This window comes from Cupriavidus sp. OTU4054 (assembly GCF_038440175.1).
Classification (GTDB): Bacteria; Pseudomonadota; Gammaproteobacteria; order Burkholderiales; family Burkholderiaceae; genus Cupriavidus; species Cupriavidus pauculus_D.
In genome coordinates this window covers 20,753-44,038 of the sequence record NZ_JASATF010000019.1, presented here as the reverse complement: position 1 = coordinate 44,038, position 23,286 = coordinate 20,753, and the positions used below count along the sequence as shown (strand labels likewise).

The window sequence follows — 23,286 nt, the reverse complement described above, 5'->3', positions numbered from 1 at the left end:
CGCCATCATCGTTTCCACAGAGCTTTCCATGGATCTGCACGGCAAGCATATCGTCCTCGGCCTGTCCGGCGGCATCGCCTGCTACAAGTCGGCGGAGCTGGTCCGGCTGCTGACCAAGGCCGGCGCCACCGTGCAGGTGGCCATGACCGAGGCGGCAACGCACTTCATCACGCCCGTCACCATGCAGGCGCTGTCCGGGCGCCCGGTCTACACATCTCAATGGGATGCGCGCGTCGATAACAACATGGCGCATATCGACCTCTCGCGCGAGGCCGATGCCATCCTGATCGCCCCCGCTTCCACGGACCTCATGGCGCGTCTCGCGCACGGTCTCTGCGACGACCTGCTCACCACGCTGTGCATCGCGCGCGATTGCCCGCTGCTGCTCGCGCCGGCCATGAACCGCCAGATGTGGGCGGCTCCGGCCACGCAACGCAATGCGGCACAGCTGCGCGCCGATGGCGTGGCCATCCTCGGCCCCGGCAGCGGCGACCAGGCGTGCGGCGAGATCGGCGATGGCCGCATGCTCGAGCCCGAGGAAATCGTCGAGGACCTGATCGCGTTCTTCCAGCCTAAGCCGCTGGTCGGCAAGCGCGTGCTGATCACGGCCGGCCCGACGTTCGAGGCCATCGACCCCGTGCGCGGCATCACCAACCTGTCGTCGGGCAAGATGGGCTTCTCGATCGCACGCGCCGCGCGCGAGGCCGGCGCCGACGTCTTGCTGGTCGCGGGCCCGACTGCGCTGCCCACGCCGCGCGGCGTGGCTCGCACCGACGTGCGCAGCGCGCAGCAGATGCATGACGCGGTGCTGGCGCAATTGCGCGACGTGGACGTGTTCGTCGCGGTGGCCGCCGTCGCGGACTGGCGCCCTGCTTCGGTCTCGGACCAGAAGCTGAAGAAAGCCAACGACACCGACACGCCGACGCTGCAGTTCGTGCAGAACCCCGACATCCTCGCGACGGTTGCCGCGCGCGCGGATGCCCCCTTCTGCGTCGGCTTCGCGGCCGAAAGCGAGAACCTCGCGCAGTATGGCGAGGAGAAACGCCGCCGCAAGGGCGTGCCGCTGCTCGTCGGCAATATCGGCCACCACACGTTCGGCATGGACGACAACGAGATCGTGCTGTTCGACGCCGCGGGCATGACGCGCCTGCCGCGCGCGGACAAGCTCGCGCTCGCGCGCCAGCTCGTCGGCGCGATCGCGGACCGCCTGCCGCGCCGCCTGCCCTGACCGCCATCGTCCTGACCGCCATCCTCTCCGGGAGCCCCGCATGACCGCTACCCCGAACCGGCCGCGCCTGCGGCTGTCCGTCCTCGACCAGAGCCCGGTGATCGCCGGCCATACCGCGCGCGACGCGCTGGCCGCCACCGTCGATCTGGCCCAGATGGCCGACGACCTCGGCTATACCCGCTACTGGTGCGCCGAGCACCATGGCCTGCAGGGCGTGTGCAATCCGGCCCCGGAAGTCATGCTCGCGCGGCTGGGCAGCGTCACGCGCCGCATCCGGCTGGGCTCGGGCGGTGTCATGCTGCCGTACTACAGCCCGTTCAAGGTCGCCGAGCAGTTCCGCATGCTCGAGGGCCTGTTTCCGAACCGGATCGACCTCGGCGTGGGCCGCGCGCCCGGCGGCGACATGCGTACCGCGCAGGCCGTCGCCATGGGCGACTACAACCGTGGCGACCAGTTCGCGGAGCAGGTGCAGGACCTTGCATGGCTGCTGAGCGGCGAGGTGCCGCCGGGCCATATCGCCGACGGCGTGCTGCTGCAGCCGGCCATCGATACGCGGCCCGAGATCTGGGTGCTCGGCTCCAGCGATTTCGGCGGTGCGCTCGCGGCGAAGCTCGGCGTGCGCTTCGCGTTCGCGCATTTCATCAATGCCCACTACGGCCATGCGGTCGCCCGGCAGTACCGCGAGACATTCGCGCCGGGCTATGAGCAGGCGCCATACAGCGCCGCGGCGGTCTTCGTGATCTGTGCCGATACGCAATCGGAGGCCGATGCCCTCATGCGCGCGGTCGATATCCGCCGCGTGCAGATGGCCTACGGTATCAATGCCCCGATTCCCTCGCTCGCGCAGGCGCGCGATTTCTCGCCCACCGAGCGCGACCGCATGATCATCGAACGCGAACGGCCGCGCACGATCTGCGGCACGCCCGAAGCCGTCACCGAGCAGATGCTCGCGCTGCAGGAGCGCTTTGCCGCCGACGAACTCGTCGTGCTCAGCGTGACGGCGAGCTACGCGGCGCGCCAGCGGACCTATCAGTTGCTCGCCGAGGCATTCGAGCTCGACGCGTGACCGCGCCGCGGTGCCGACCGCGCGCCAGACTAGGCTAACATCGCGTCTTTGCCCAACGGCCCGACGCCATTCCGACCATCATGACCGCTGCACTGAACCCATCCGTCGAAATCAAGATTCTCGACAACCGCCTGAACGAGTGGGGTCTGCCCGCCTATCAGAGCGACATGGCCGCCGCCATCGACCTGCACGCCTGCGTGGACGGCCCGGTCACGATCGAGCCGGGCACGCCCGCGCAGCTGATTCCGGCCGGCTTCGCCGTGCATATGGGCAACCCGTACATGGCCGCGACGATCGTGCCGCGCTCGGGCCTCGGCCACAAGAAGGGACTCGTGCTCGGCAACTCGATCGGCGTGATCGATGCCGACTACCAGGGCCAGATCATGGTGAGCGTGTGGAATCGCAATGCGCCGGGCACCGAGCCGATCGTGATCCAGCCAGGCGAGCGCATCGCGCAGATGATGTTCGTGCCGGTGCTGCGCCCGGTGTTCACGACGGTGACGGAATTCTCGGCAGACAGCGCCCGCGGCGCCGGCGGCTTCGGCTCGACGGGCGTGTCGCACGCCAAGGCGGGCTGATCCTGCCCACCCCGCGCGGCTCGTGCGATTCGCGCGGTTCGGGTGGTTCGGGCGTCAAGCCTGCGTGAACAGCAGCGCCACGCCGTTCGCGGCGTCGGCCGGAATCAGCGTATCGCGCGGCCCGAGGTCGCGCGCTTCGATGCCAGCGTCGCGCCAGTGCGCGCGCGCCGCCGCCAGACCGGCCGTACGCAGCCGGATCGCGGCATAACCGGGCGCCTCGCGCACGATTTCCGCGGTGCCCGTCTGCGCCGCCAGCCGGTCGGCGGACGTCACCACGAGCTCGGCGCCATCGATGGCGATACGGACCGCGCCATTCGACGCCGAGGCCTCGCCTCCCGTCATCAGCGCATAGGTCCTGCCCGCCGATTCGACCTGATCGGCCGGCACGACGAGGTACATCGCGGCAATCGCCGTGGCGCCGTTGGCATGCGACATCCACTCCGGCCGCCACAGCAGCTCGGGCGTGCGGTGCTCGCAGACGAAATAGCGCGCGCCGGGCGCGCCATCGACTGCCGTCACACGAAACGTCGCCGCGTGCTCGCTGCCGTCGTCGAGACGCACGGGCCGCGAGAATTCGATCGGGTCCGACCGTTCGATGCCCGCTTCGCGCAGGCGCTGGGCCGTCGCGAACGCATCCCGGCTCTTGCACGACGTGGCCGCACAACCCCCGCCACGCTGCTGCGCGTCCCAGTAATACTGGCGGCTCGGCGTCGGCGCGGTCACGTGCAACAGTTCGAGGTAGTCGCGCGCCAGCATGATGCAGTGGTTCTGCGATCCCAGCGTGTGAAAGCCCCGCGGCGTCAGCGTAAAGCCCAGGCGCTTCCATTGTTCGACCGCCGCATCCAGATCGCGGCAGATGATGACGGCGTGGTCGTACGGTTCCAGGATGCCGGACATGGATTAGTCGAACTGAATGTTGGCCTTGCGCGCAACGGCCTGCCACTTGTCATGCTCGTGGCGGACCAGTGCGCCCAGTTCGGCCGGCGTGCCGACCGCGATCTCGAAGCCCTGCGCCTGCAGCGCTTCCACCACGCGCGGCTGCCGAATCGAGCTGGCGAGCGCATCGTGCAGGCGCGTGACCGTGTCGGGCGACACGTTCGCGGGACCGAAGACGCCGATCCACGAATACGCTTCGAAACCCTTGAAACCCTGCTCCGCGACGGTCGGCACCTGCGGCAGCTGACGCAGCCGCGAGGTCCCGGTCACGCCGAGCACCTTGATCGTCTTGGCCGCGACATGGGCCTGCACCGCGGCGTAGCTGCTGAAGAAAATATCGACTTCGCCAGCCAGCACGGCCTGCACGGCCGGGCCGCCGCCCTTGTAGGGCACGTGGAGGAAATGCACGTTGGCCTCGGTGGCGAGGGCCTCCGCGGCAAGCTGGTTCAGGCTGCCAATGCCCGATGACGCGTAACGCACACCGTCGGGACGCGACTTCGCCAGTTCCACGAGTTCGCGCACATTGGTCGCCATCACGGCCGGATTTGCCGCGATCACAAGCGGAAAACGCACCAACTGCGAGATGGGAGTGAAATCCTTGAAGGTGTCGTACGGCAAGTTCTTGTACGCAAAAGGATTGATCGCGTGCGTATCGAACGCCATCAGCAGCGTATTGCCGTCGGCCTTGGCACGCGCCACGGTATTGCTGGCAATCAGGCCGCCCGCGCCAGGCTTGTTATCGACGACCACGGTCTGACCGAGCGCGGTCTTGAGGCCAGGCTGTAGCTGCCGCGCAACGATATCCACGCTTCCGCCGGGCGGAAATGGGAGAACCATCGAAATGGGACGGCTGCTGGCCGGATTGGCCGGGCCTTCCGCGTGAGCCAGCGATGCGAGGGACGAGAGCGATCCCAGCGCGATCGACGAGCTGCCGAGCGGCAGGGACTTCAGCAGCAGACGGCGGAGCCGCGTGCGTTCGGGAGAGGACATCGGAGACTCTGGCAGTGCGATCGGGGACCGCAACAAGGCAAAAAAGAAAAAGGGCGGCATGCCGCCGCCCTGTATTTTGCACGAGGAATATGCATTCTGCAGGCATTGCGCCCGTCTATCGCCCATTTAGTCGCCCGGCCACGCCGGGCGATGGCACATATTCCGGCCGTTCAGGCCTCCGCGCGCTGCTCGCTTTCCGGTGCCTCCGGCGGTTCCGGATCGGCCTCGGAGAAGGTCAGCTTGATCTGATCCTCGTCGTCCAGATCCACGGCGACCTTGCCGCCACTCACCAGACGACCGAACAGCAGCTCGTCGGCCAGCGCCTTGCGGATCATGTCCTGGATCAGACGCTGCATCGGCCGCGCGCCCATCAGCGGATCGAAGCCCTTCTTCGCGAGGAACTTGCGCAGTTTCTCGGTGAAGCTGGCTTCCACCTTCTTCTCGTGCAGCTGCTCTTCCAGCTGCATCAGGAACTTGTCCACGACGCGCAGGATGATTTCCTCGTCGAGCGCGCGGAAGCTGATGGTCGCATCCAGACGGTTGCGGAACTCCGGCGTGAACATGCGCTTGATGTCGGCCATCTCGTCGCCCTGCTCGCGCGCGGTCGTAAAGCCGATCGTCGCCCGGTTCATGGTCTCGGCGCCCGCGTTCGTGGTCATGATGATGATCACGTTGCGGAAGTCCGCGCGCCGGCCGTTGTTGTCGGTCAGCGAACCATGGTCCATGACCTGCAGCAGGATATTGAAGATATCCGGGTGCGCCTTCTCGATCTCGTCGAGCAACAGCACGCAATGCGGCTTCTTCGTCACGGCTTCGGTCAATAACCCACCCTGATCGAACCCGACATATCCCGGCGGCGCGCCAATCAGGCGGCTCACCGCATGGCGTTCCATGTATTCCGACATATCGAAGCGCAGCAACTCGATGCCCATGATGAAGGCGAGCTGCTTGGCCACTTCGGTCTTGCCGACACCGGTCGGGCCCGAGAACAGGAACGAGCCGATCGGCTTGTCCGTCTTGCCGAGCCCCGCGCGCGACATCTTGATCGCCGAGGCCAGCGCCTCGATGGCCGGGTCCTGCCCGAACACCACCGACTTCAGGTCGCGTTCCAGCGTCTGCAGCTTGCTGCGGTCGTCCTGGTTCACGCTCTGCGGCGGGATGCGCGCAATGCGGGAGACGATGTCCTCGATCTCGGTCTTGCCGATGGTCTTCTTCTGCTTCGACTTCGGCAGGATGCGCTGGGCGGCACCGGCCTCGTCGATCACATCGATGGCCTTGTCGGGCAGATGGCGATCGGTGATGAAGCGCGCCGACAGTTCGGCGGCGGCCGTCAGCGCCGAGGCGGCATACTTCACGCCGTGATGTTCCTCGAAGCGCGACTTCAGGCCCCGCAGAATCTGCACGGTCTGATCCACCGACGGTTCGACCACGTCGATCTTCTGGAAGCGCCGCGACAGCGCCGCATCCTTCTCGAAGATGCCGCGGTATTCCGTGAACGTGGTCGCGCCGATGCACTTGAGCTGGCCCGACGACAGCGCCGGCTTGAGCAGGTTGCTCGCATCCAGCGTGCCGCCCGACGCGGCGCCCGCGCCGATCAGCGTGTGAATCTCGTCGATGAACAGGATCGCGTTCGGATTGTCCTTGAGCGACTTCAGCACGCCCTTCAGGCGTTGCTCGAAATCGCCGCGGTACTTCGTACCGGCCAGCAGCGCGCCCATGTCGAGCGAGTACACGACCGCCTTCTCGAGGATGTCGGGCACTTCGTTCTTCGTGATGCGCCATGCGAGGCCTTCCGCGATCGCGGTCTTGCCCACGCCAGCCTCGCCCACGAGCAGCGGGTTGTTCTTGCGGCGGCGGCACAGCACCTGCACCACACGCTCGACTTCGCTCTCGCGGCCGATCAGCGGATCGATCTTGCCGGCCTTGGCCAGCGCATTCAGATTCTGCGTGTATTGCTCGAGCGGACTTTCCTTGCCGTCACCGCCCTCGCCTTCGGCATTGCCTTCGCCGTGCTTGGCCGGCTCGGCCTGGTCCTTGCGGATGCCGTGGCTGATGAAGTTGACGACGTCCAGACGCGTGACGCCCTGCTGCTGCAGGTAGTACACCGCGTGGGAGTCCTTCTCGCCGAAGATCGCCACGAGCACGTTGGCACCGGTCACTTCCTTCTTGCCGTTGGAAGTCGACTGTACGTGCATGATCGCGCGCTGGATCACGCGCTGGAAACCCAGCGTCGGCTGCGTATCGACCTCGTCGGTACCTGGCACCACCGGCGTGTTGTCGGCGATGAAGTTCTTGAGGCTGGTGCGCAAGTCCTCGATGTTGGCCGCGCACGCGCGCAGCACCTCGGCTGCCGTGGGATTGTCGAGTAGTGCCAGCAGCAGGTGCTCCACGGTAATGAACTCGTGGCGGGCCTGGCGGGCCTCGACGAAAGCCATATGCAGGCTCACTTCCAATTCTTGCGCAATCATGCTTCCTCCATCACGCACTGCAGGGGATGCCCCGCCTGCCGCGCATGGGTTGACACTAATTCCACCTTGGTCGCCGCGATATCTCTCGTGTAGATGCCGCAGACGCCCTTGCCTTCCCGGTGAACGGTGAGCATGATCTGCGTCGCCGTCTCCCGGTCCCTGCTGAAATACTGTTGCAGGATCATCACGACGAACTCCATAGGAGTGTAGTCGTCATTAAGCAGGACCACCTTGTACATCGCCGGGGGCTTGAGCTGCTGCTCTCGCCGTTCGATGACGGTGCCTGCTTCGCGTTGTGGGGTATTCGCCAGCCGTGTAACCATGGCCTTATTCTAACCCTTACTCACAAGTCTGCAATTTGGGGAAAAGACGCCGGATTCAAGAGCCCGCCGCTGCGAAAAAACTTGCGTGCGCCGGCGCACTGAACGCCGCCTGGCACCCGCTCTCCTACCTGTCCCGCGCACGCCCGTGGTGCAACCGCACCGCCACGGCGCCAGCCTGCCCAACCCGCCTGACACGGTCTGGTGCGCGCCCTCCACGGTACCATCGCCAGCCGTTTCAATCCCGCCACACCCTACGCCGAGTGGGGAATCTGCCAGCTTGACAGCCATTTGGTTTGCCAGAAAAATCGGTCGCACATTCAGGCACGGTCGGCGAGCCACGCAGACAAGGCCGGCCCGGATGGATCCGTGAGCGGGAGGCTTGCGGCATCGGTGGCGCGCCGGTTTTCCCGGCGACCTTGCGCATTTCCGCGTCCGAACCCCTGTCCCCCGCTTGAAACTGTTATTTCGTTGGGGGAGTTTATGGCAAGCGGTATCGTCAAATGGTTCAATGACGCCAAAGGCTTTGGGTTTATCAAGCCGGACGACGGCGAAGAAGAACTGTTTGCGCACTTTTCGGCCATCCAGATGGCAGGTTTCAAGACGCTGAAGGAAGGCCAGCGCGTTTCGTTTGAAGTGGTCCAGGGCCCGAAGGGCAAGCAGGCCACGAACATTCAGGACGCAGCTTAAGCGCAATCGGCTTGAATCGTGCGCCGACCGTACCGGCCATAGAGCTCGACGGTCCACGGATGCGAGGCGGCGGGTGCGCTTCCGGAACGGGATCAGTATCGCAGGTCAGCCAAGCATCCAGCAGAAAGCCCGGAATTTCCGGGCTTTCTGCGTTTCAAGGCGCCTTTCAAGGCGCCATCACCCCGCTTTGTAGATCGTATTTTTCCTAAACATAACAAGCCCTTGCGCCAGCGCAAGATGCGGCGACACCGGGTTCGCGACAGTGGCGGGTCATATTTTTCCCATTTGCACTGTCATGATCAAACGCATTCTCCTCGCCGTTGCCATGCTCGGCTCCGCCGCCTGGATCGGTAGCACCCAGGGCAGCGAACAGGCAGGCCCCGCGCACTGGAGCTATACCGGCAAGACCGGCCCCGACCACTGGGCCGAGCTCGACCCCGCCTACGCGGCCTGCAACCAGGGGCACGCCCAGTCCCCCGTCGATATCCGCGACACCGCACCGGGCCGGCATATGCCGGTCGGCTTCGCCTACGCGGCGGGGGCGACATCCGTCGTCAACAACGGTCACACGGTGGAGTTCGACGTGCAGGATGGCGGCAGCATCCGTGTGGATGCGGTGGCTTATCAACTGTCGAACATCCATTTTCACGCGCCCAGCGAGGAGCGCTTTGACGGCAGGGTCTATCCGATGGCCGCTCACCTCGTGCATCGCGACAGCGCCGGCAATCTCGCCGTGGTGGCGGTCATGTTCGAGGAAGGGGAGGAAAACGCGGCGCTGGCCGACGTGTTCGCGGCCATGCCGAAGCGGGCGGGCAAGTCCGCGAAGCTGTCGCACGCGCTCGATGCCACGGCCTTCCTGCCCGCCGATCACGCGTTCTATGCGTTCATCGGATCGCTGACCACCCCACCCTGCAGCGAAGGCGTGCAGTGGCGCGTCCTCAAGCAGCCCGTGCAGGTCTCGGCCGCGCAACTGGCGGCGTTCCGCCAGCTCTATCCGATGAACGCGCGGCCCTTGCAGCCTCTGTACGACCGCAAGATCGAGGAATGAGCGGCCGCGCCGATTACATGTTGTCGATCATCACCTGACCGAAGCCGGAGCAAGAGACCTGCGTCGCGCCTTCGAGCTGGCGCGCGAAGTCGTACGTGACCTTCTTCGACAGGATCGCGCGCTCCATCGAGGCGATGATCAGGTCGGCCGCTTCGGTCCAGCCCATATGGCGCAGCATCATTTCCGCGGACAGGATCTCCGAGCCGGGATTCACGTAATCCTTGCCTGCGTACTTGGGCGCGGTGCCGTGCGTCGCCTCGAACATCGCCACCGAGTCGGACATGTTGGCGCCCGGCGCGATGCCGATGCCGCCCACCTGCGCGGCCAGCGCGTCGGAGATGTAGTCGCCGTTGAGGTTGAGCGTCGCGATCACCGAATACTCGGCCGGGCGCAGCAGGATTTGCTGCAGGAAGGCATCGGCGATGGCGTCCTTGATCACGATATCGCGACCCGTCCGCGGGTTGCGGAACTTGCACCACGGGCCGCCGTCCACGAGTTCGGCGCCGAATTCCTGCTGCGCGAGCTCGTAGCCCCAGTCGCGGAACGCGCCCTCGGTGAACTTCATGATGTTGCCCTTGTGCACGAGCGTCACCGACGGGCGGTCATTGTCGATCGCATACTGGATGGCCTTGCGGACGAGCCGCTGCGTGCCTTCGCGCGAGACGGGCTTGATGCCGATGCCCGATGTCTCCGGGAAGCGGATCTTGCGCACGCCCATCTCGTTCTGCAGGAACGCGATCAGTTTTTTCGCATTCGCACTCTCGGCTTCCCACTCCAGACCCGCATAAATGTCTTCCGAGTTCTCGCGGAAGATCACCATGTTGGTCTTCTCGGGCTCGCGCACCGGCGACGGCACGCCCTTGAAATAGCGGACCGGGCGCAGGCAGACGTAGAGATCGAGCTGCTGGCGCAACGCAACGTTGAGCGAGCGGATGCCGCCACCGACGGGCGTGGTCAGCGGGCCCTTGATGGACACGACATATTCCTTCACCGCATCGAGCGTCTCGTCGGGCAGCCACACATCGGGGCCATACACACGCGTCGATTTCTCGCCCGCATAGACCTCCATCCATGCGATGCGGCGCTTGTCGCCATAGCACTTGGCGATGGCCGCATCGACCACGCGCAGCATGACCGGCGTGATGTCGATGCCGATGCCGTCCCCTTCGATGTACGGAATGACCGGGTTGTCCGGCACGTTGAGCGAGCCGTCCGCGTTGACCGTGATCTTCTCGCCCGCGGGAATCCTGATGTGCTGGTACATGAGCGTCTCCACATTTGTGTCGCGAGGCATTTTGCAGCAATCCGCGCCATGCCGCCATAATCTGCGCCCATGACGCTGATCGCCCTCAACAAGCCCTACAACACCATGAGCCAGTTCTCGCCGCACCCCTCGCGGCCGACGCTGGCGGACTGCGTGCACACCCCCGATGTCTATCCGGCCGGCCGGCTCGATGCCGACAGCGAGGGGCTGCTGCTGCTGACCGACGACGGCGTGCTGCAGGCGCGCATCGCCGACCCCGAACACAAGCTCGCCAAAGTCTATCTGGCGCAGGTGGAAGGCGTGCCCGACGACGCCGCGCTGGCGCGGCTGCGCCGTGGCGTGGATCTGGGCGATTTCACGACGCGGCCGGCCCGCGCGCGCATCGTCGGCGCACCGGACTGGCTATGGACGCGCGATCCGCCCATCCGATTCCGCGCCGCGATCCCGACGACCTGGGTGGAGCTGGAGATCCGCGAGGGCAAGAACCGCCAGGTGCGGCGCATGACGGCGGCGGTCGGTTATCCCACGCTGCGCCTCGTGCGCGTGGCGATCGGGGCGCTGCGGCTCCCGGACCTGGGCCTGCAGCCCGGCCAGTCCCGCGAGATCGACCCGTCGACCCTCGGTCTGCCGCCGGCGACACCGTCCAGGCCCGTAAGACGGCGTTACAAATAGGTACATTTCTGTGGTCAACGAGGGGCGAGATGGTCTCGTTTTTGAGGCAGACACGCCAACAAGCGCGTCAATTTCCCAGACTGCACTCCAATTCGAGGTACTCGCAAATGAAAAAACTGATCGCTGCCCTGGTTGTCGGCCTGTTCGCTACCGGCGCTTTCGCTCAAGCTTCGGCGCCTGCCGCCGACGCCGCCGCGCCCGCTGCGGCCTCGAAGACCACCAAGTCCGCCAAGAAGAAGACCTCGCACAAGAAGCATGCAAAGAAGGCTGCCGCTTCGGCACCGGCTGCATGATCTGACGTCGCAGCATTCGCGTGACCCGAAGGCAGGCTCGCTCAGGCGGCCTGCCTTTTTTGCTGTCCGGTCCGACGTCTGGCCCGGCGCGTCCTGACTGCGCTATGCTCACGGTCTGCAGTCGAACCTATCCCACGTCCACGCCATGCCTTCCGTGCTCAAGTCCTCGCTGGCTGCCAGCGCCCTCGCGCTGACCGCCCTCGCCCCCCTGGCGCATGCCCAGGGCGCGCTGCCCACCGTCAACCTGAACGCGGGCATGTACGCCATTCACGCCGAGGTGGCCGACAACGCCGCCGCGCGCGAGCGCGGGCTGATGTACCGCCAGAACATGCCCGCGAATGCCGGCATGCTGTTCGTGTTCGAGGAAAAGGCGGGCCACTGCTTCTGGATGAAGAACACGAACCTGCCGCTGTCGATCGCCTTCCTGGCCGACGACGGCAGCATCGTGAACATCGAGGACATGGCGCCGCAGACCGAGGACAACCACTGCCCGCGCGCGGCCGTGCGCTACGCGCTCGAGATGAACAAGGGGTGGTTCGCGCAGAAGGGGATCAAGCCCGGCGCGAAGATCGGCGGGCTGCCCGCGGCACGCCCGGCGCAGTAAGCACCGGGGAGCAGGACCGCGCGCGATAGGTCGCGATCAGTCGCGGAAGTTGTTGAAATCGAGCGGGGCGTCGGTGACTTCCTTGCGCAGCAGCGCGATCACCGATTGCAGGTCGTCGCGCTTGGTGCCGGACACGCGCACCGCATCGCCCTGGATGCTCGCCTGCACCTTGATCTTGCTGTCCTTGATCATGCGCACGATCTTCTTGGAGAGGTCGCCCGTCACGCCCTTCTTGATCGTGATGACCTGCTTGACCTTGTCGCCGCTGATCTTCTCGACCTTGCCATGGTCGAGGAAGCGCACGTCCACGTTGCGCTTGGCCATCTTGTTGATCAGCACGTCCTTGACCTGATCGAGCTTGAAGTCGTCGTCGGCGAAGGCGGTCAGTTCGCCCTCCTTCTGCTCGACGCGCGCGTCGGATCCCTTGAAGTCGAAGCGCGTGGAGATCTCCTTGTTGGATTGCTCCACCGCGTTCTTCACTTCCACCATGTTTGCTTCACATACTACGTCGAACGACGGCATCTTCTTTCTCCTGGGCCAAGCGGCAACGGCACGCTCGACCGGTTACGTATAATCCTGCCCACCACACGGGTTCACTTGCATGGCAGATTTCCGAGAATTTTATCCCCTGCGGCGCCACAATACATTCGGATTCGATGTCCGGGCGCGCTTCGCCGTGCATGTCCGCAGCGAACAGGACCTCGTCGAAGCGCTCGACGATCCGCGCGCGGCGGGCCTGCCCGTCGTGGTGCTGGGCGGTGGCAGCAATGTGGTGCTGTCGGGCGATCTCGACGCGCTGGTGCTGCTGATCGAGATTCCGGGCTACCACGTGGCCGAACCGTCGGGCGAGGCTGTCTATGTTACCGCCGGTGCGGGCGAAAACTGGCATGGACTCGTCGGCCGCACGATCGAGGATGGCCTGCCCGGCCTCGAAAACCTTGCGCTGATCCCCGGCACCGTCGGCGCCGCACCGATCCAGAACATCGGGGCCTATGGCGTGGAGCTCTGCGAGCGCTTTGCCCGGGTACGCGCCTACGACCGGCAGACGCGGAATTTTGTCGAACTCGACGCCGCGCAATGCGCGTTCGGCTACCGTGACAGTGTGTTCAAGCACACGGGCCGCGACCGCTTCATCATCACCGCCGTGACGCTTCGCCTGCCGCGCCCGTGGCAACCCGCGCTCGGCTACGCCGAACTGGCCCGCGAACTGGAAGGCGTGGACACGCCGGACGCCGCGCGCATCCGCGACGCGGTAGTGGCCATCCGCTCGCGCAAGCTGCCGGATCCCGCCGTGATCGGCAATGCAGGCAGTTTCTTCAAGAATCCGATTGTCGAGGCGCCGCAGCGTGACGCGCTGGCGGCCGCGCATCCGACGCTGGTCAGCTATCGCCAGCCCGATGGCCGCTACAAGCTGGCCGCCGGATGGCTGATCGATCAGTGCGGATTCAAGGGCGTGAGCGACGGCCCCGTGGGCGTCTATGGCAAGCAGGCGCTGGTGCTCGTGCACCACGGCGGCGGCAGCGCGCGCGAACTGCTCGCGCTGGCCGGCCGCATTGCCGATACCGTGCAGGCACGATTCGGCGTGCGAATCGAACCGGAGCCCGTCATCGTCTGACGACCGGCCCCGACAGCAGGGTGGCCGGGGTCAGCCGCGGGGGTCAGCCGCGGGGGTGAGCCGTGACGTCAGCCGAAGTGGCAGACGTAGTCGAGCGTTTCGGTGACTTCGATGTCGAACTTGCTGTCGCCGGGCACGTGGAACTGCTGGCCCGCGCCGTAGGTCTGCCACTCGGTGGCGCCCTGCAGGCGCACGCGGCACGAACCCGCGTTGATTTCCATGATCTCCGGCGCGCCCGTGCCGAACGTCAGTGCGGCCGGGAAGATCACCCCCAGCGTCTTGCGCGTGCCGTCGGGAAACACCACCGTGTGGCTCACGCACTTGCCGTCGAAATACAGATTGGCCTTCTTGACGACGCTGACGTTATCGAACTGGTTGGCGGGCTGGTTGGACTGACTCATTGACTTGATCTTGACGGGTTGAAATTCAATACTTGCCGCAGAGCAGGTATTCCATCAGCGCCTTCTGCACGTGCAGACGGTTTTCGGCCTCTTCCCACACCACGCTGCGCGGGCCGTCGATAACGGCGGCCTCGACTTCCTCGCCACGATGCGCGGGCAGGCAGTGCATGAACAGGGCGTCGGGCGCGGCGCGGTCCATCATGGCCGTGGTGACCATCCAGTCCTTGAACGCGCGCTTGCGCGCCTCGTTCTCGGCCTCGAACCCCATGCTGGTCCAGACGTCGGTGGTGACCAGATGCGCGCCATCGCAGGCGTCCAGCGGATCGGTGAACACCTTGACGAGGCTGGCGGCCGACGCCGGCACCATGGCCGGATCGAGCTGATAGCCCGGCGGCGCCGAGAAATGGAACGTGAAGCCGAGCCGCTCGGCGGCCTGGATCCACGTGTACGCCATGTTGTTGGCATCGCCGATCCACGCGACGACCTTGCCGCGGATGCTGCCGCGCTGCTCGATGTACGTGAAGACGTCCGCCAGCACCTGGCACGGATGATATTCGTTGGTCAGCCCGTTGATCACGGGCACGCGCGAATGCGCGGCAAAGCGTTCGATGATCTCCTGCCCGAACGTGCGGATCATGATGATGTCCACCATGCGGGAGATCACCTGCGCGGCATCCTCGATCGGCTCGCCGCGGCCCAGCTGCGAGTCGCGCGTGTTCAGGAACACCGCGTGACCGCCGAGCTGATGGATGCCCGCCTCGAACGACAGGCGCGTGCGCGTGGAATTCTTCTCGAAGATCATGGCCAGCGTGCGGTCGTGCAGCGGGTGCCAGGTCTCGTAGTTCTTGAACTTCGCCTTGAGGATCTGCGCGCGGTCCAGCAGGTACTCGTACTCCTCGGCGGAGAGGTCGTTGAACTGCAGGTAATGCTTGATCGGGGTTGAGCTCATAAAACAATTAAGGCGGCTCTTCGGGGAGCCGCCTTTCGCGTCGCCTGCGCAATTTAACTGCAACGATCATAAGGGATTATTCAGCCTTTGGCGAGCCCGGAGTCACCCCATGCTCCGGCCGCCGGGCGGCTATCATGGCGGCTCCCCCGGCGCATGTCGCGACAGGAGGCCCTTATGCTCAACTCTTATATAAGATATAATACTCGCTGATTCACGCGGGGCTTGGCATACCAGTGCCGCCGCCCGCCCCGGCACCAAAAGTGCCCCCGAAGATACCGACGCCCCGCAGTCCCATGACTTCCAACGTTCGCGAATATTTCATCCAAGGCATTACCAAGGAAGGCAAGACCTTTCGTCCGAGCGACTGGGCAGAACGGCTGTGCGGCGTGATGGCACAGTTCCGGCCAGAGGGCGACTCCGGCGATCCGCGCTATACGTACTCGCCGTACGTGCGGCCGGTGATCATCGGCGGGGTCAAGAACGTGGTGGTGGACGTGCGGCTGCGCGACATCGAGCCCAAGGCGCTCGACTTCGTCCTGAACTTCGCGCGCGACAACGATCTGCAGCTGGTGGAGGCCTGCTACCTCGACTGACCGGGCGGCCCCTGCAACAGCAGACGCCCAAAACAAAAAAGCTCGTCATGCGACGAGCTTTTTTTATGCCGGGCTCCCGGGGAAGCCGCGGCAAACCACGCGGACAGCGATCAGGCAGCCATGGCCTTGATGGCGGCCGACAGGCGCGACTTGTGGCGTGCAGCCTTGTTCTTGTGCACGATCTTCTTGTCGGCGATGCTGTCGATCACGTGTTGCGACTGCTTGAAGACTTCAGCAGCGGCAGCCTTGTCGCCGGCGTCGATGGCCTTGCGAACGGCCTTGACGGCGGTGCGCAGACGCGAGCGCAGGCTGGAGTTGTGAGCGTTCTGAGCGACGGCTTGGCGCGCGCGCTTGCGAGCTTGTGCGGAATTTGCCATTTGATCTCTTTTCCTGAATTCAGATGCGTGCCCCGGGGCAACGCGAATAACTTATCTGGGACGCCTGGGACGCAACCTTCGGGCAAACCCCTCAGGCCACATCGTGCGGCCCGGGATGCTTCGACATACGAATCCGGAACGCGACTGTCCTTGCGAATCGGCGATTATACACACACGCACGGAACTGAGGCAAGGTCGGATTGTGGAACGTGTGCCGGCCGACAGTCGCCCGCGACGCCGTCCGTATAATAGGCGCCACATCGGGCCGCATGCACCGCGTTTGCGTCACTTCCCGCGCCGCCACCGTGGCGCCGTGGCAACTTTGTGGCGCGGCGGGCGTCAGACTCCCGCCCGTTCACGCATCTCCCGACCATCTTGAACCTGCTCAAAGCGCTCGCCACCATCAGTAGCCTGACGATGCTTTCGCGCATCACCGGCCTGATGCGCGAAATCCTGATCGCCCGCGCGTTCGGCGCCTCGGACATGACCGATGCGTTCAACGTCGCCTTCCGCATTCCCAACCTGCTGCGCCGCGTGTTCGGCGAGGGGGCGTTCTCGCAGGCGTTCGTGCCGATCCTCAACGAGTACCACGGCCGCCGCGGGCTCGCGGACACGCGCGCGCTCATCGACGCGGTGTCCACGGTGATGACATGGGTGCTCGTGGCGGTGTCCGCGCTCGGCGTCATCGGCGCCCCGCTCGTGATGACGGCCGTGGCCACGGGCTTCCGCGGCCAGAGCGAGACCTACGACGCCGCCGTGTTCATGACGCGCGTGATGTTCCCGTATATCGGCCTCATCTCCATGGTGGCGCTGGCCTCGGGCGTTCTCAACACGTGGCGCAATTTCGGCGTGCCCGCGTTCACGCCGGTGCTGCTGAACCTGTGCCTGATCGTCGCGGCCCTGTTCGTGGGCCCGCACCTGGCCCAGCCGATCTATGCGCAGGCGTGGGGGGTGCTCGTGGGGGGCGTGCTGCAGCTGGCGATCCAGATTCCGGCGCTGCGCCGGCTCGGCGTGATGCCGCGGCTGTCGTTCGACGTGCGCGCGGCCTGGGCCAACGAGGGCGTGCGCCGCGTGATCCGGCAGATGCTGCCGGCGCTGCTGGCCGTGTCGGTGGCCCAGATCAGCCTGATCATCAATACCAATATCGCCTCGCATCTGGCCGCGGGCAGCGTGTCGTACCTGACCTATGCCGACCGGCTGATGGAGTTTCCGACCGCGCTGCTCGGCGTGGCGCTGGGCACCATCCTGCTGCCGAGCCTGTCGCGCGCCAGCGCCGACGACAATCGCGAGGAATATTCGGGGCTGCTCGACTGGGGGCTGCGGCTCACGTTCCTGCTCGCGGTCCCGTGCGCGGTCGGCTTGTTCGTATTCGGCGAGCCGCTGACCGCCGTCCTGTTCAACTACGGCCGCTTCGACGCCCATGCGGTCGAGATGACCCGGCAGGCGCTGGTCGCGTACGGCACGGGTCTGCTCGCGCTGATCGCGGTGAAGATCCTTACGCCCGGCTTCTACGCGCGGCAGGACATCCGCACCCCGGTCAAGATCGCGCTGGTCGTACTGGTGATCACGCAGGCCGCGAATTCGGTGTTCGTGCCGCTGTTCGCGCATGCCGGGCTCGCGCTATCGATCAGCTTCGGGTCGAGCGTCAATGCGCTGCTGCTGTTCTTCGGGCTGCGCCGCCGCGGCTTCTACCGGCCCGCGCCGGGATGGGGCCTGTTCCTGGCGCAGCTGCTTGCCGCAGTGCTGATCCTCGCGGGCATGCTGCTCTGGTTTACCCGCACGTTCGACTGGATCGCACTGGGCGCGACACCGGGGTTGCGGATCGCACTGATGGCGTCGTGCCTGGTACTTGCAGCGGTGGTCTACTTCGGTACACTGTGGCTCATGGGGCTGAGGTACTCCGCGTTTCGGCGGAAGACCACGGACACCGCCATCAGGAACCCGCAATGACATCCACGAAAGTCCTGGATTACTTCGCCAGTCTCGTGGCGGACGAGCATGGCATCCCGCTTACGGAAACCGCGCTCTCGATTGCCCAGGACGCGTATCCCGATCTGGACCTGCAGGCCGAACTGGCCGCGCTGGACATGCTCGCGGTGCGGCTCAAGCGGCGGATCGCCGACGGCACGCCGGCCATTCAGCGCCTGCGGCTGCTCAATCATTTCTTTTATCGGGATCTCGGGTTCGGCGCCAACGCCAATGACTACTACGATCCCGACAACTCCTACCTCAACGTCGTCATGAAGCAGCGGCGCGGGATTCCGATCTCGCTTGCGGTGCTGTTCATGGAGCTGGGGCAGCAGATCGGCCTGCCGCTCAAGGGCGTGTCGTTTCCGAACCATTTCCTCGTGCGGATGACGATTCCCGCGGGCGAGGTGGTGCTGGACCCGCTGACGGGCGAGACACTGTCGAAGGAACAGTTGCAGGAGATGCTGGATCCCTACCTCGAACGCGAGGGCATCGACGATCCCAATCAGGTGCCGCTCGGGCTGTTCCTGCAGGTGGCGAGCCACCGCGAGATCATTGCGCGCATGCTGCGCAACCTGAAGGCCATCTATTTGCAGGAGTCGCGCTGGCAGCGGCTGCTGGCGGTACAGAACCGCCTCGTGATCCTGCTGCCGAATTCGATCGAGGAAGTGCGCGATCGCGGCCTCGCCTACGCGAACCTCGAATGCTTCCGGCCCGCGCTGGAAGATCTGGAGGCCTATGTGCAGGCGCGGCCCGATGCGGCCGACACCACGCAGATCCGCGACCGCATGCCGGCGCTGCGCATGATGAGCCGCAGCCTGAGCTGAGCCGGCAGCAAAACGGGGCCCGCGGGCCCCGTCTTTCTTTGCTTCAGTGTTCAGGCGTCAGTGTTCGGACGAAGGCCGGCGCTTGTTCCCACGCACGAGGCGCCAGAGGCCGCCCAGCACGAGCGGCACCACGGCCGCGCCGATACCGGCCAGCACGATCAGGTTCAGATACTGCTTGATGAACGGCAGGTTGCCGAAGAAGTAGCCAGCGAACACGAGGCCGACCACCCACATCAGCGCGCCCAGCACGTTGAACAGCTGGAACCGTGCGAACGTCATCTGCGAGACCCCGGCCACGAACGGCGCGAACGTGCGCACGATCGGGATAAAGCGCGCCATCACGAGCGTCTTGCCGCCATGGCGTTCGTAGAAGTCGTGCGTGCGGCGCAGCGCCTTCTGGTCCAGGAATCGCCATTCGTGCTCGAACACCTTCGGGCCAATCCAGCTGCCGACCATGTAGTTGACGGTATTGCCGCTGATGGCCGCCACGAGCAGCAGCCCCGACAGCATCCATTCGTTCATCGCCCCGGTGGCGCACATGGCGCCCGCGATAAACAGCAGGGAATCGCCGGGCAGGAACGGCAGCACGACGAGGCCGGTTTCGGCGAACACGATCGCGAACAGGATGCCGTACACCCAGACGCCGTAGTCCTGGACGAACTGGCCCAGGAATTTATCGACGTGGAGCACCATGTCGAGCAGTTGCAGTACGGTATCCAAATCAGTCCTCACTCCAGATGAAGGTGCCCATCATACAAGAGCGGCAAGGCGCGTTGCGCACTTGTAGCCCTGCCACCCGTGGTGGCGCGCCCAAGAATGTTCGGACGCGCACGTATAATTGCCCGCATGCCTGCCGACGCCTCCCACACCGCCCTGCCAGCCGTGCCAGACCGGCCCGTCCGCCCTATCCGGACACTCAGGCCCATCCGGCCCTTACCCGACCAGCTGATCAGCCAGATCGCCGCCGGCGAGGTGGTGGAACGGCCGGCCTCGGTGGTCAAGGAACTGCTCGAAAACGCGCTCGACGCGGGCACCAGCCAGCTGGGCATCCGGCTCGAGGAAGGCGGCGTCCGCCGCATCGTCATCACCGACAACGGCTGCGGCATTCCGGCCGACGAACTCCCCGTGGCACTCATGCGCCACGCCACGAGCAAGATCGCCTCGCTCGACGAACTCGAAGCCGTGCTGACGCTCGGCTTCCGCGGCGAGGCGCTGGCCTCGATCGCTTCCGTCTCCCACCTCGTGCTGACCAGCCGCACCGCGGACGCGCCGCATGCCTCGCAGGTCAGTGCCGATTCCGGCCAGTTGCAGCCCGCGTCGGGCGGCGTCGGCACGATGGTCGACGTGCAGCACCTGTACTTCAACACGCCAGCGCGCAGAAAGTTCCTCAAATCGGAACAAACCGAGCTCGGCCACTGCCTGGAGATGGTCCGCCGGGTGGCGCTCGCGCGGCCCGACGTCACGATTTCGGTCCACCACAACGGCAAGCCGCTCGAGCACTGGAACGCCGGCGACGTGGCCACGCGTACCGCGCAGGTCCTGGGCGACGACTTCGCGCGCGCCCGGCTGCCGCTGGACGAGGAAGCGGGCACGCTGCATCTGTACGGCTTTGCGGGACTGCCGACGGCATCGCGCGGCCGGCCCGATCAGCAGTATTTCTTCGTCAACGGACGCTTCGTGCGCGACAAGCTGCTCAACCACGCCGTGCGCAGCGCCTATCAGGACGTGCTGCACGGCGACCGGTTTCCGTCGTACGTGCTCTGCCTGGACCTGCCGCCCGAGATGGTCGATGTGAACGTGCACCCGTCGAAGATCGAGGTGCGCTTTCGCGAATCGCGCGCGGTGCACCAGTTCGTCTATCACGCGGTGCAGCGTTGCCTCGCGCGACAGGCCGGCGAACAGGGCGACAGCCTGCATACCGATGCCGGCGAGGGTCCGGCCGGAGCGGGCGGCGCGTACCCGATGCCGGCCGCGCGGCCAGCCTCGGGGGCGGGTGCCGCGCCGCAGTGGATCAACTATTCGGCGGGCCGCCAGACCGAGCTGGGTATCGCGCAGCCGCGCCAGGCATACCTCGGCATGGTGCGCGACGCCACGGCCGGGGCGCGCGGCAACGGCTTCGATGGCGCCGCGCAGGGCCTGCCCGGCTATGCGCCTTCATCGCAGCCATCCTCGCAACCCTCATCGCGCCCGCCGGCATGGCTCGCGGACGCGCAGGCCGCGCGCGCCGACGAACCGCCCGGCCTGATCGGCGGATCCACGGTCACGCGCATCGGCAGCCATGCGTTCGATGGCACGGCGGATGAAGACGAGGCCCACCCGCTCGGCTATGCGATCGCGCAGCTGCACGGCATCTACGTGCTGGCGCAGAACGCGCGCGGGCTCGTGCTCGTCGATATGCACGCCGCGCACGAGCGCATTCTCTACGAGCAGATCAAGACCGCGCTCGATGCGCGCGAACTGGCCGTGCAGCCGCTGCTGATCCCCGTGACGCTGCCCGCGAGCGCGGTGGAGATCGGTGCCGCCGAGGAACATCAGGACACGTTGCGGCAGCTCGGCTTCGATATCGCGCCGGTCTCGCCGACCACGCTCGCCGTGCGCGCGATTCCCGCGCTGCTCAAGCAGGCCGACGCGGAAGCGCTCGCCCGCGACGTGCTGCGCGACCTCCATGCCTATGGCGGCTCGCGCGTGCTGATCGAACGCCAGAACGAGCTGCTGGCCACGCTGGCATGCCACAGCGCCGTGCGCGCGAACCGCAAGCTGACCGTCGAGGAAATGAACGCGCTGCTGCGCGAGATGGAGCAGACCGAGCGCGCCGACCAGTGCAATCACGGTCGGCCCACCTGGGTGCAGTTATCGGTCGCGGAGCTCGATCGGCTGTTCCTGCGCGGCCAGTGATCGCGTCCGTCCATGAGTGATGCCGCAATGAAGGCGCCGATCGTCTGCCTGTTGGGGCCGACCGCATCGGGCAAGACCGCCGCCGCGCTCGCGCTGGCCGAGCGCGCGCCCATCGAGATCATCAGCCTCGACTCCGCGCTGGTCTACCGCGAGATGGATATCGGCACGGCCAAGCCCTCGCGCGCCGAACTCGACGCGGTGCCCCATCATCTGATCGACATCGTCGATCCCGCCGACAGCTACTCCGCCGCGCAGTTCGTCGAGGATGCCGAACGCCTGATCGGCGAGATTCGCGCGCGCGGCCGCATGCCGCTGATCGTGGGCGGCACGATGCTCTACTACAAGGCGCTGACGCAGGGGCTCAACGACCTGCCGCGCGCCGATGCCGCGGTGCGCGCCGAGCTCGATGCGCTGGCGGCCGAACGCGGCTGGCCCGCGCTGCATGCGATGCTCGCCGAAGTGGACCCCGTGACGGCCGCGCGGCTCGCGCCCAACGATGCGCAGCGCATCCAGCGCGCGCTGGAGATCCATCGCCTGACCGGACAACCGATGTCGGCGCTGCTCGCGCGCGAAGCGGCCGCGCGCACGTTCACCGGCAGTGCCGATGCGCGCTTCCGCGTGATCGCGCTCGAACCGTCCGATCGCGCGGTGCTCCACGCGCGCATTGCCGCGCGCTTCGATGCAATGCTCGCGCACGGCCTGATCGACGAGGTGAAACGTCTGCGCGCGCGCGGCGACCTGAATCCGGCGCTGCCGTCGATTCGCTGCGTCGGCTATCGGCAGGTGTGGGAGTACCTCGATGGCGAATGCGACCACGCCACCATGCGCGAGCGCGGCATCGCGGCGACGCGCCAGCTGTGCAAGCGGCAGATCACGTGGCTGCGAAGCACGCCCGAGCGCGTGACTGTCGATTGCCTGGCCGAAGACTATGTGCGGCAGGTGGCGGACATCGCGTTCGCATCGGCCCAACCGTAACCATCGCCCTCACCTTTCTCGCCCGAGCCATGCCTACCGCCCAACCATCCTGCACGCTGCGTCCCGCCACCCCCGCCGACAGCGCGACGCTGTGTCGCCTGATCTCGGCACTGGCCGAGTACGAAAAGCTCACGCACCTCGTGGAGGCCACGCCCGAAAAGATCGAGCAGGCGCTGTTCGGCGAGCGGCCCCATGCCGAGGCCGTGATCGCCGAGGTGGAAGGGGGGCAGGCGGTGGGGTTCGCGCTGTTCTTCCACAACTTCTCGACGTTCCTCGCCAAGCCGGGGCTCTACCTCGAGGACCTGTTCGTCGAGCCCGCATGGCGCGGCCACGGTATCGGCAAGGCCCTGCTGCGCCATCTGGCCGCGCTCGCGGTCGCGCGCGGCTGTGGCCGCTTCGAGTGGTCGGTGCTCGACTGGAATCAGCCCTCGATCGACTTCTACGAGGCCATGGGTGCCGACGTGATGCCCGACTGGCGCATCTGCCGCGTCACCGGCGACGCACTCGCGCGGCTTGGGGCCGCCTAGGT

25 protein-coding genes are annotated in these 23,286 nt (G+C 66.0%); 15 read left to right on the top strand and 10 right to left on the bottom strand.

Annotated features, from left to right (window positions below):
* Positions 1–28: 28 nt before the first annotated feature.
* The 3 genes from coaBC to dut all read left to right on the top strand — a co-directional run bounded on the left by coaBC (position 29) and on the right by dut (position 2,872).
* On the top strand, positions 29–1,228 hold the full coding sequence (gene coaBC / locus AAHB16_RS21260) for a bifunctional phosphopantothenoylcysteine decarboxylase/phosphopantothenate--cysteine ligase CoaBC (RefSeq protein WP_150370813.1): 1,200 nt from the start codon (positions 29–31) through the stop codon (positions 1,226–1,228).
* Between the two features lie 40 nt (positions 1,229–1,268).
* On the top strand, positions 1,269–2,294 hold the full coding sequence (locus AAHB16_RS21255; protein WP_150370812.1) for an LLM class flavin-dependent oxidoreductase: 1,026 nt from the start codon (positions 1,269–1,271) through the stop codon (positions 2,292–2,294).
* An 80-nt stretch (positions 2,295–2,374) separates the two neighbouring features.
* Complete coding sequence (gene dut / locus AAHB16_RS21250; RefSeq protein ID WP_150370811.1) at positions 2,375–2,872, top strand: dUTP diphosphatase; 498 nt, start codon at positions 2,375–2,377, stop codon at positions 2,870–2,872.
* 54 nt (positions 2,873–2,926) lie between these two features.
* Here dut and AAHB16_RS21245 read toward each other — a convergent pair whose 3' ends face one another.
* The 4 genes from AAHB16_RS21245 to clpS form a co-directional block, all read right to left on the bottom strand.
* On the bottom strand, positions 2,927–3,769 hold the full coding sequence (locus AAHB16_RS21245; protein ID WP_150370809.1) for a VOC family protein: 843 nt from the start codon (positions 3,767–3,769) through the stop codon (positions 2,927–2,929).
* Between the two features lie 3 nt (positions 3,770–3,772).
* Positions 3,773–4,798: a tripartite tricarboxylate transporter substrate binding protein gene (locus tag AAHB16_RS21240; protein ID WP_342051904.1), complete on the bottom strand. Its 1,026-nt coding sequence runs from the start codon at positions 4,796–4,798 to the stop codon at positions 3,773–3,775.
* 170 nt (positions 4,799–4,968) lie between these two features.
* Positions 4,969–7,266 carry an ATP-dependent Clp protease ATP-binding subunit ClpA gene (gene clpA, locus AAHB16_RS21235; protein WP_150370807.1) on the bottom strand — a complete coding sequence of 766 codons (2,298 nt, stop codon included), beginning with the start codon at positions 7,264–7,266 and terminating at the stop codon, positions 4,969–4,971.
* The gene (gene clpS, locus AAHB16_RS21230) at positions 7,263–7,589 is read right to left on the bottom strand and encodes an ATP-dependent Clp protease adapter ClpS (RefSeq protein WP_167468394.1); all 327 of its coding nucleotides are present in this window, start codon (positions 7,587–7,589) and stop codon (positions 7,263–7,265) included. Before clpS ends, clpA begins: the two co-directional genes overlap by 4 nt.
* Positions 7,590–8,069: 480 nt before the next feature.
* On the opposite strand from clpS, the gene AAHB16_RS21225 reads away from it, so the two are divergent.
* Positions 8,070–8,276 carry a cold-shock protein gene (locus AAHB16_RS21225; protein WP_109580202.1) on the top strand — a complete coding sequence of 69 codons (207 nt, stop codon included), beginning with the start codon at positions 8,070–8,072 and terminating at the stop codon, positions 8,274–8,276.
* A gap of 295 nt (positions 8,277–8,571) precedes the next feature.
* Positions 8,572–9,324, top strand: a complete 753-nt coding sequence (locus tag AAHB16_RS21220) for a carbonic anhydrase (RefSeq protein WP_342051903.1) — start codon at positions 8,572–8,574, stop codon at positions 9,322–9,324.
* 13 nt (positions 9,325–9,337) lie between these two features.
* On the opposite strand, the gene icd is transcribed toward AAHB16_RS21220, so the two are convergent.
* On the bottom strand, positions 9,338–10,588 hold the full coding sequence (gene icd / locus AAHB16_RS21215; protein WP_150370805.1) for an NADP-dependent isocitrate dehydrogenase: 1,251 nt from the start codon (positions 10,586–10,588) through the stop codon (positions 9,338–9,340).
* A 69-nt stretch (positions 10,589–10,657) separates the two neighbouring features.
* Here icd and AAHB16_RS21210 point away from each other — a divergent pair, with 69 nt between their 5' ends.
* From AAHB16_RS21210 to AAHB16_RS21200, 3 genes are all read left to right on the top strand, one after another.
* A complete protein-coding gene (locus AAHB16_RS21210) occupies positions 10,658–11,260 on the top strand; it encodes a pseudouridine synthase (RefSeq protein WP_150370804.1) in 603 nt (200 codons plus the stop codon).
* Positions 11,261–11,367: 107 nt separating this feature from the next.
* The gene (locus AAHB16_RS21205; RefSeq protein WP_109580198.1) at positions 11,368–11,553 is read left to right on the top strand and encodes a hypothetical protein; all 186 of its coding nucleotides are present in this window, start codon (positions 11,368–11,370) and stop codon (positions 11,551–11,553) included.
* A 145-nt stretch (positions 11,554–11,698) separates the two neighbouring features.
* Complete coding sequence (locus AAHB16_RS21200; RefSeq protein WP_150370803.1) at positions 11,699–12,157, top strand: DUF192 domain-containing protein; 459 nt, start codon at positions 11,699–11,701, stop codon at positions 12,155–12,157.
* Positions 12,158–12,193: 36 nt separating this feature from the next.
* Here AAHB16_RS21200 and AAHB16_RS21195 read toward each other — a convergent pair whose 3' ends face one another.
* Positions 12,194–12,679: a YajQ family cyclic di-GMP-binding protein gene (locus AAHB16_RS21195; protein WP_150370802.1), complete on the bottom strand. Its 486-nt coding sequence runs from the start codon at positions 12,677–12,679 to the stop codon at positions 12,194–12,196.
* Positions 12,680–12,758: 79 nt separating this feature from the next.
* On the opposite strand from AAHB16_RS21195, the gene murB reads away from it, so the two are divergent.
* Positions 12,759–13,772: a UDP-N-acetylmuramate dehydrogenase gene (gene murB / locus AAHB16_RS21190; RefSeq protein ID WP_150370801.1), complete on the top strand. Its 1,014-nt coding sequence runs from the start codon at positions 12,759–12,761 to the stop codon at positions 13,770–13,772.
* 68 nt (positions 13,773–13,840) lie between these two features.
* On the opposite strand, the gene ppnP is transcribed toward murB, so the two are convergent.
* Together ppnP and argF are read right to left on the bottom strand one after the other, a co-directional pair.
* Positions 13,841–14,173 carry a pyrimidine/purine nucleoside phosphorylase gene (ppnP, locus tag AAHB16_RS21185; protein ID WP_150370800.1) on the bottom strand — a complete coding sequence of 111 codons (333 nt, stop codon included), beginning with the start codon at positions 14,171–14,173 and terminating at the stop codon, positions 13,841–13,843.
* Between the two features lie 25 nt (positions 14,174–14,198).
* Positions 14,199–15,122, bottom strand: coding sequence for an ornithine carbamoyltransferase (argF, locus tag AAHB16_RS21180; protein ID WP_342051902.1), 924 nt, complete (start codon positions 15,120–15,122; stop codon positions 14,199–14,201).
* A gap of 293 nt (positions 15,123–15,415) precedes the next feature.
* On the opposite strand from argF, the gene AAHB16_RS21175 reads away from it, so the two are divergent.
* Positions 15,416–15,715: a DUF3579 domain-containing protein gene (locus AAHB16_RS21175; RefSeq protein WP_150370798.1), complete on the top strand. Its 300-nt coding sequence runs from the start codon at positions 15,416–15,418 to the stop codon at positions 15,713–15,715.
* A gap of 110 nt (positions 15,716–15,825) precedes the next feature.
* Here AAHB16_RS21175 and rpsT read toward each other — a convergent pair whose 3' ends face one another.
* A complete protein-coding gene (gene rpsT, locus AAHB16_RS21170; RefSeq protein ID WP_150370797.1) occupies positions 15,826–16,092 on the bottom strand; it encodes a 30S ribosomal protein S20 in 267 nt (88 codons plus the stop codon).
* Positions 16,093–16,467: 375 nt separating this feature from the next.
* On the opposite strand from rpsT, the gene murJ reads away from it, so the two are divergent.
* Together murJ and AAHB16_RS21160 are read left to right on the top strand one after the other, a co-directional pair.
* Complete coding sequence (murJ, locus tag AAHB16_RS21165; RefSeq protein ID WP_342051901.1) at positions 16,468–18,042, top strand: murein biosynthesis integral membrane protein MurJ; 1,575 nt, start codon at positions 16,468–16,470, stop codon at positions 18,040–18,042.
* Positions 18,039–18,887, top strand: a complete 849-nt coding sequence (locus AAHB16_RS21160; RefSeq protein WP_150370795.1) for a SirB1 family protein — start codon at positions 18,039–18,041, stop codon at positions 18,885–18,887. The genes murJ and AAHB16_RS21160 overlap by 4 nt, the downstream gene beginning before the upstream one ends.
* A gap of 57 nt (positions 18,888–18,944) precedes the next feature.
* Here AAHB16_RS21160 and AAHB16_RS21155 read toward each other — a convergent pair whose 3' ends face one another.
* Complete coding sequence (locus tag AAHB16_RS21155; RefSeq protein WP_150370794.1) at positions 18,945–19,607, bottom strand: DedA family protein; 663 nt, start codon at positions 19,605–19,607, stop codon at positions 18,945–18,947.
* Between the two features lie 126 nt (positions 19,608–19,733).
* Between AAHB16_RS21155 and mutL the strand changes: the two genes are divergently transcribed.
* The 3 genes from mutL to AAHB16_RS21140 are packed head-to-tail and all read left to right on the top strand — an operon-like array spanning position 19,734 to position 23,284.
* Positions 19,734–21,782 carry a DNA mismatch repair endonuclease MutL gene (mutL, locus tag AAHB16_RS21150; RefSeq protein WP_150370793.1) on the top strand — a complete coding sequence of 683 codons (2,049 nt, stop codon included), beginning with the start codon at positions 19,734–19,736 and terminating at the stop codon, positions 21,780–21,782.
* A 12-nt stretch (positions 21,783–21,794) separates the two neighbouring features.
* A complete protein-coding gene (miaA, locus tag AAHB16_RS21145; protein ID WP_150370792.1) occupies positions 21,795–22,757 on the top strand; it encodes a tRNA (adenosine(37)-N6)-dimethylallyltransferase MiaA in 963 nt (320 codons plus the stop codon).
* A gap of 29 nt (positions 22,758–22,786) precedes the next feature.
* Positions 22,787–23,284 (top strand): GNAT family N-acetyltransferase, encoded by a 498-nt coding sequence (locus AAHB16_RS21140; RefSeq protein ID WP_342051900.1) that lies wholly within the window; start codon positions 22,787–22,789, stop codon positions 23,282–23,284.
* The last annotated feature ends 2 nt before the right edge of the window (positions 23,285–23,286 follow it).

Bases quoted from the DNA above. Each gene is read 5' to 3' on its own strand.
- coaBC (WP_150370813.1), top strand. From the start codon at position 29: ATGGATCTGCACGGCAAGCATATCGTCCTCGGCCTGTCCGGCGGCATC.
- AAHB16_RS21255 (WP_150370812.1), top strand. From the start codon at position 1,269: ATGACCGCTACCCCGAACCGGCCGCGCCTGCGGCTGTCCGTCCTCGAC.
- dut (WP_150370811.1), top strand. From the start codon at position 2,375: ATGACCGCTGCACTGAACCCATCCGTCGAAATCAAGATTCTCGACAAC.
- AAHB16_RS21245 (WP_150370809.1), bottom strand. From the start codon at position 3,769: ATGTCCGGCATCCTGGAACCGTACGACCACGCCGTCATCATCTGCCGC.
- AAHB16_RS21240 (WP_342051904.1), bottom strand. From the start codon at position 4,798: ATGTCCTCTCCCGAACGCACGCGGCTCCGCCGTCTGCTGCTGAAGTCC.
- clpA (WP_150370807.1), bottom strand. From the start codon at position 7,266: ATGATTGCGCAAGAATTGGAAGTGAGCCTGCATATGGCTTTCGTCGAG.
- clpS (WP_167468394.1), bottom strand. From the start codon at position 7,589: ATGGTTACACGGCTGGCGAATACCCCACAACGCGAAGCAGGCACCGTC.
- AAHB16_RS21225 (WP_109580202.1), top strand. From the start codon at position 8,070: ATGGCAAGCGGTATCGTCAAATGGTTCAATGACGCCAAAGGCTTTGGG.
- AAHB16_RS21220 (WP_342051903.1), top strand. From the start codon at position 8,572: ATGATCAAACGCATTCTCCTCGCCGTTGCCATGCTCGGCTCCGCCGCC.
- icd (WP_150370805.1), bottom strand. From the start codon at position 10,588: ATGTACCAGCACATCAGGATTCCCGCGGGCGAGAAGATCACGGTCAAC.
- AAHB16_RS21210 (WP_150370804.1), top strand. From the start codon at position 10,658: ATGACGCTGATCGCCCTCAACAAGCCCTACAACACCATGAGCCAGTTC.
- AAHB16_RS21205 (WP_109580198.1), top strand. From the start codon at position 11,368: ATGAAAAAACTGATCGCTGCCCTGGTTGTCGGCCTGTTCGCTACCGGC.
- AAHB16_RS21200 (WP_150370803.1), top strand. From the start codon at position 11,699: ATGCCTTCCGTGCTCAAGTCCTCGCTGGCTGCCAGCGCCCTCGCGCTG.
- AAHB16_RS21195 (WP_150370802.1), bottom strand. From the start codon at position 12,679: ATGCCGTCGTTCGACGTAGTATGTGAAGCAAACATGGTGGAAGTGAAG.
- murB (WP_150370801.1), top strand. From the start codon at position 12,759: ATGGCAGATTTCCGAGAATTTTATCCCCTGCGGCGCCACAATACATTC.
- ppnP (WP_150370800.1), bottom strand. From the start codon at position 14,173: ATGAGTCAGTCCAACCAGCCCGCCAACCAGTTCGATAACGTCAGCGTC.
- argF (WP_342051902.1), bottom strand. From the start codon at position 15,122: ATGAGCTCAACCCCGATCAAGCATTACCTGCAGTTCAACGACCTCTCC.
- AAHB16_RS21175 (WP_150370798.1), top strand. From the start codon at position 15,416: ATGACTTCCAACGTTCGCGAATATTTCATCCAAGGCATTACCAAGGAA.
- rpsT (WP_150370797.1), bottom strand. From the start codon at position 16,092: ATGGCAAATTCCGCACAAGCTCGCAAGCGCGCGCGCCAAGCCGTCGCT.
- AAHB16_RS21160 (WP_150370795.1), top strand. From the start codon at position 18,039: ATGACATCCACGAAAGTCCTGGATTACTTCGCCAGTCTCGTGGCGGAC.
- mutL (WP_150370793.1), top strand. From the start codon at position 19,734: ATGCCTGCCGACGCCTCCCACACCGCCCTGCCAGCCGTGCCAGACCGG.
- miaA (WP_150370792.1), top strand. From the start codon at position 21,795: ATGAGTGATGCCGCAATGAAGGCGCCGATCGTCTGCCTGTTGGGGCCG.
- AAHB16_RS21140 (WP_342051900.1), top strand. From the start codon at position 22,787: ATGCCTACCGCCCAACCATCCTGCACGCTGCGTCCCGCCACCCCCGCC.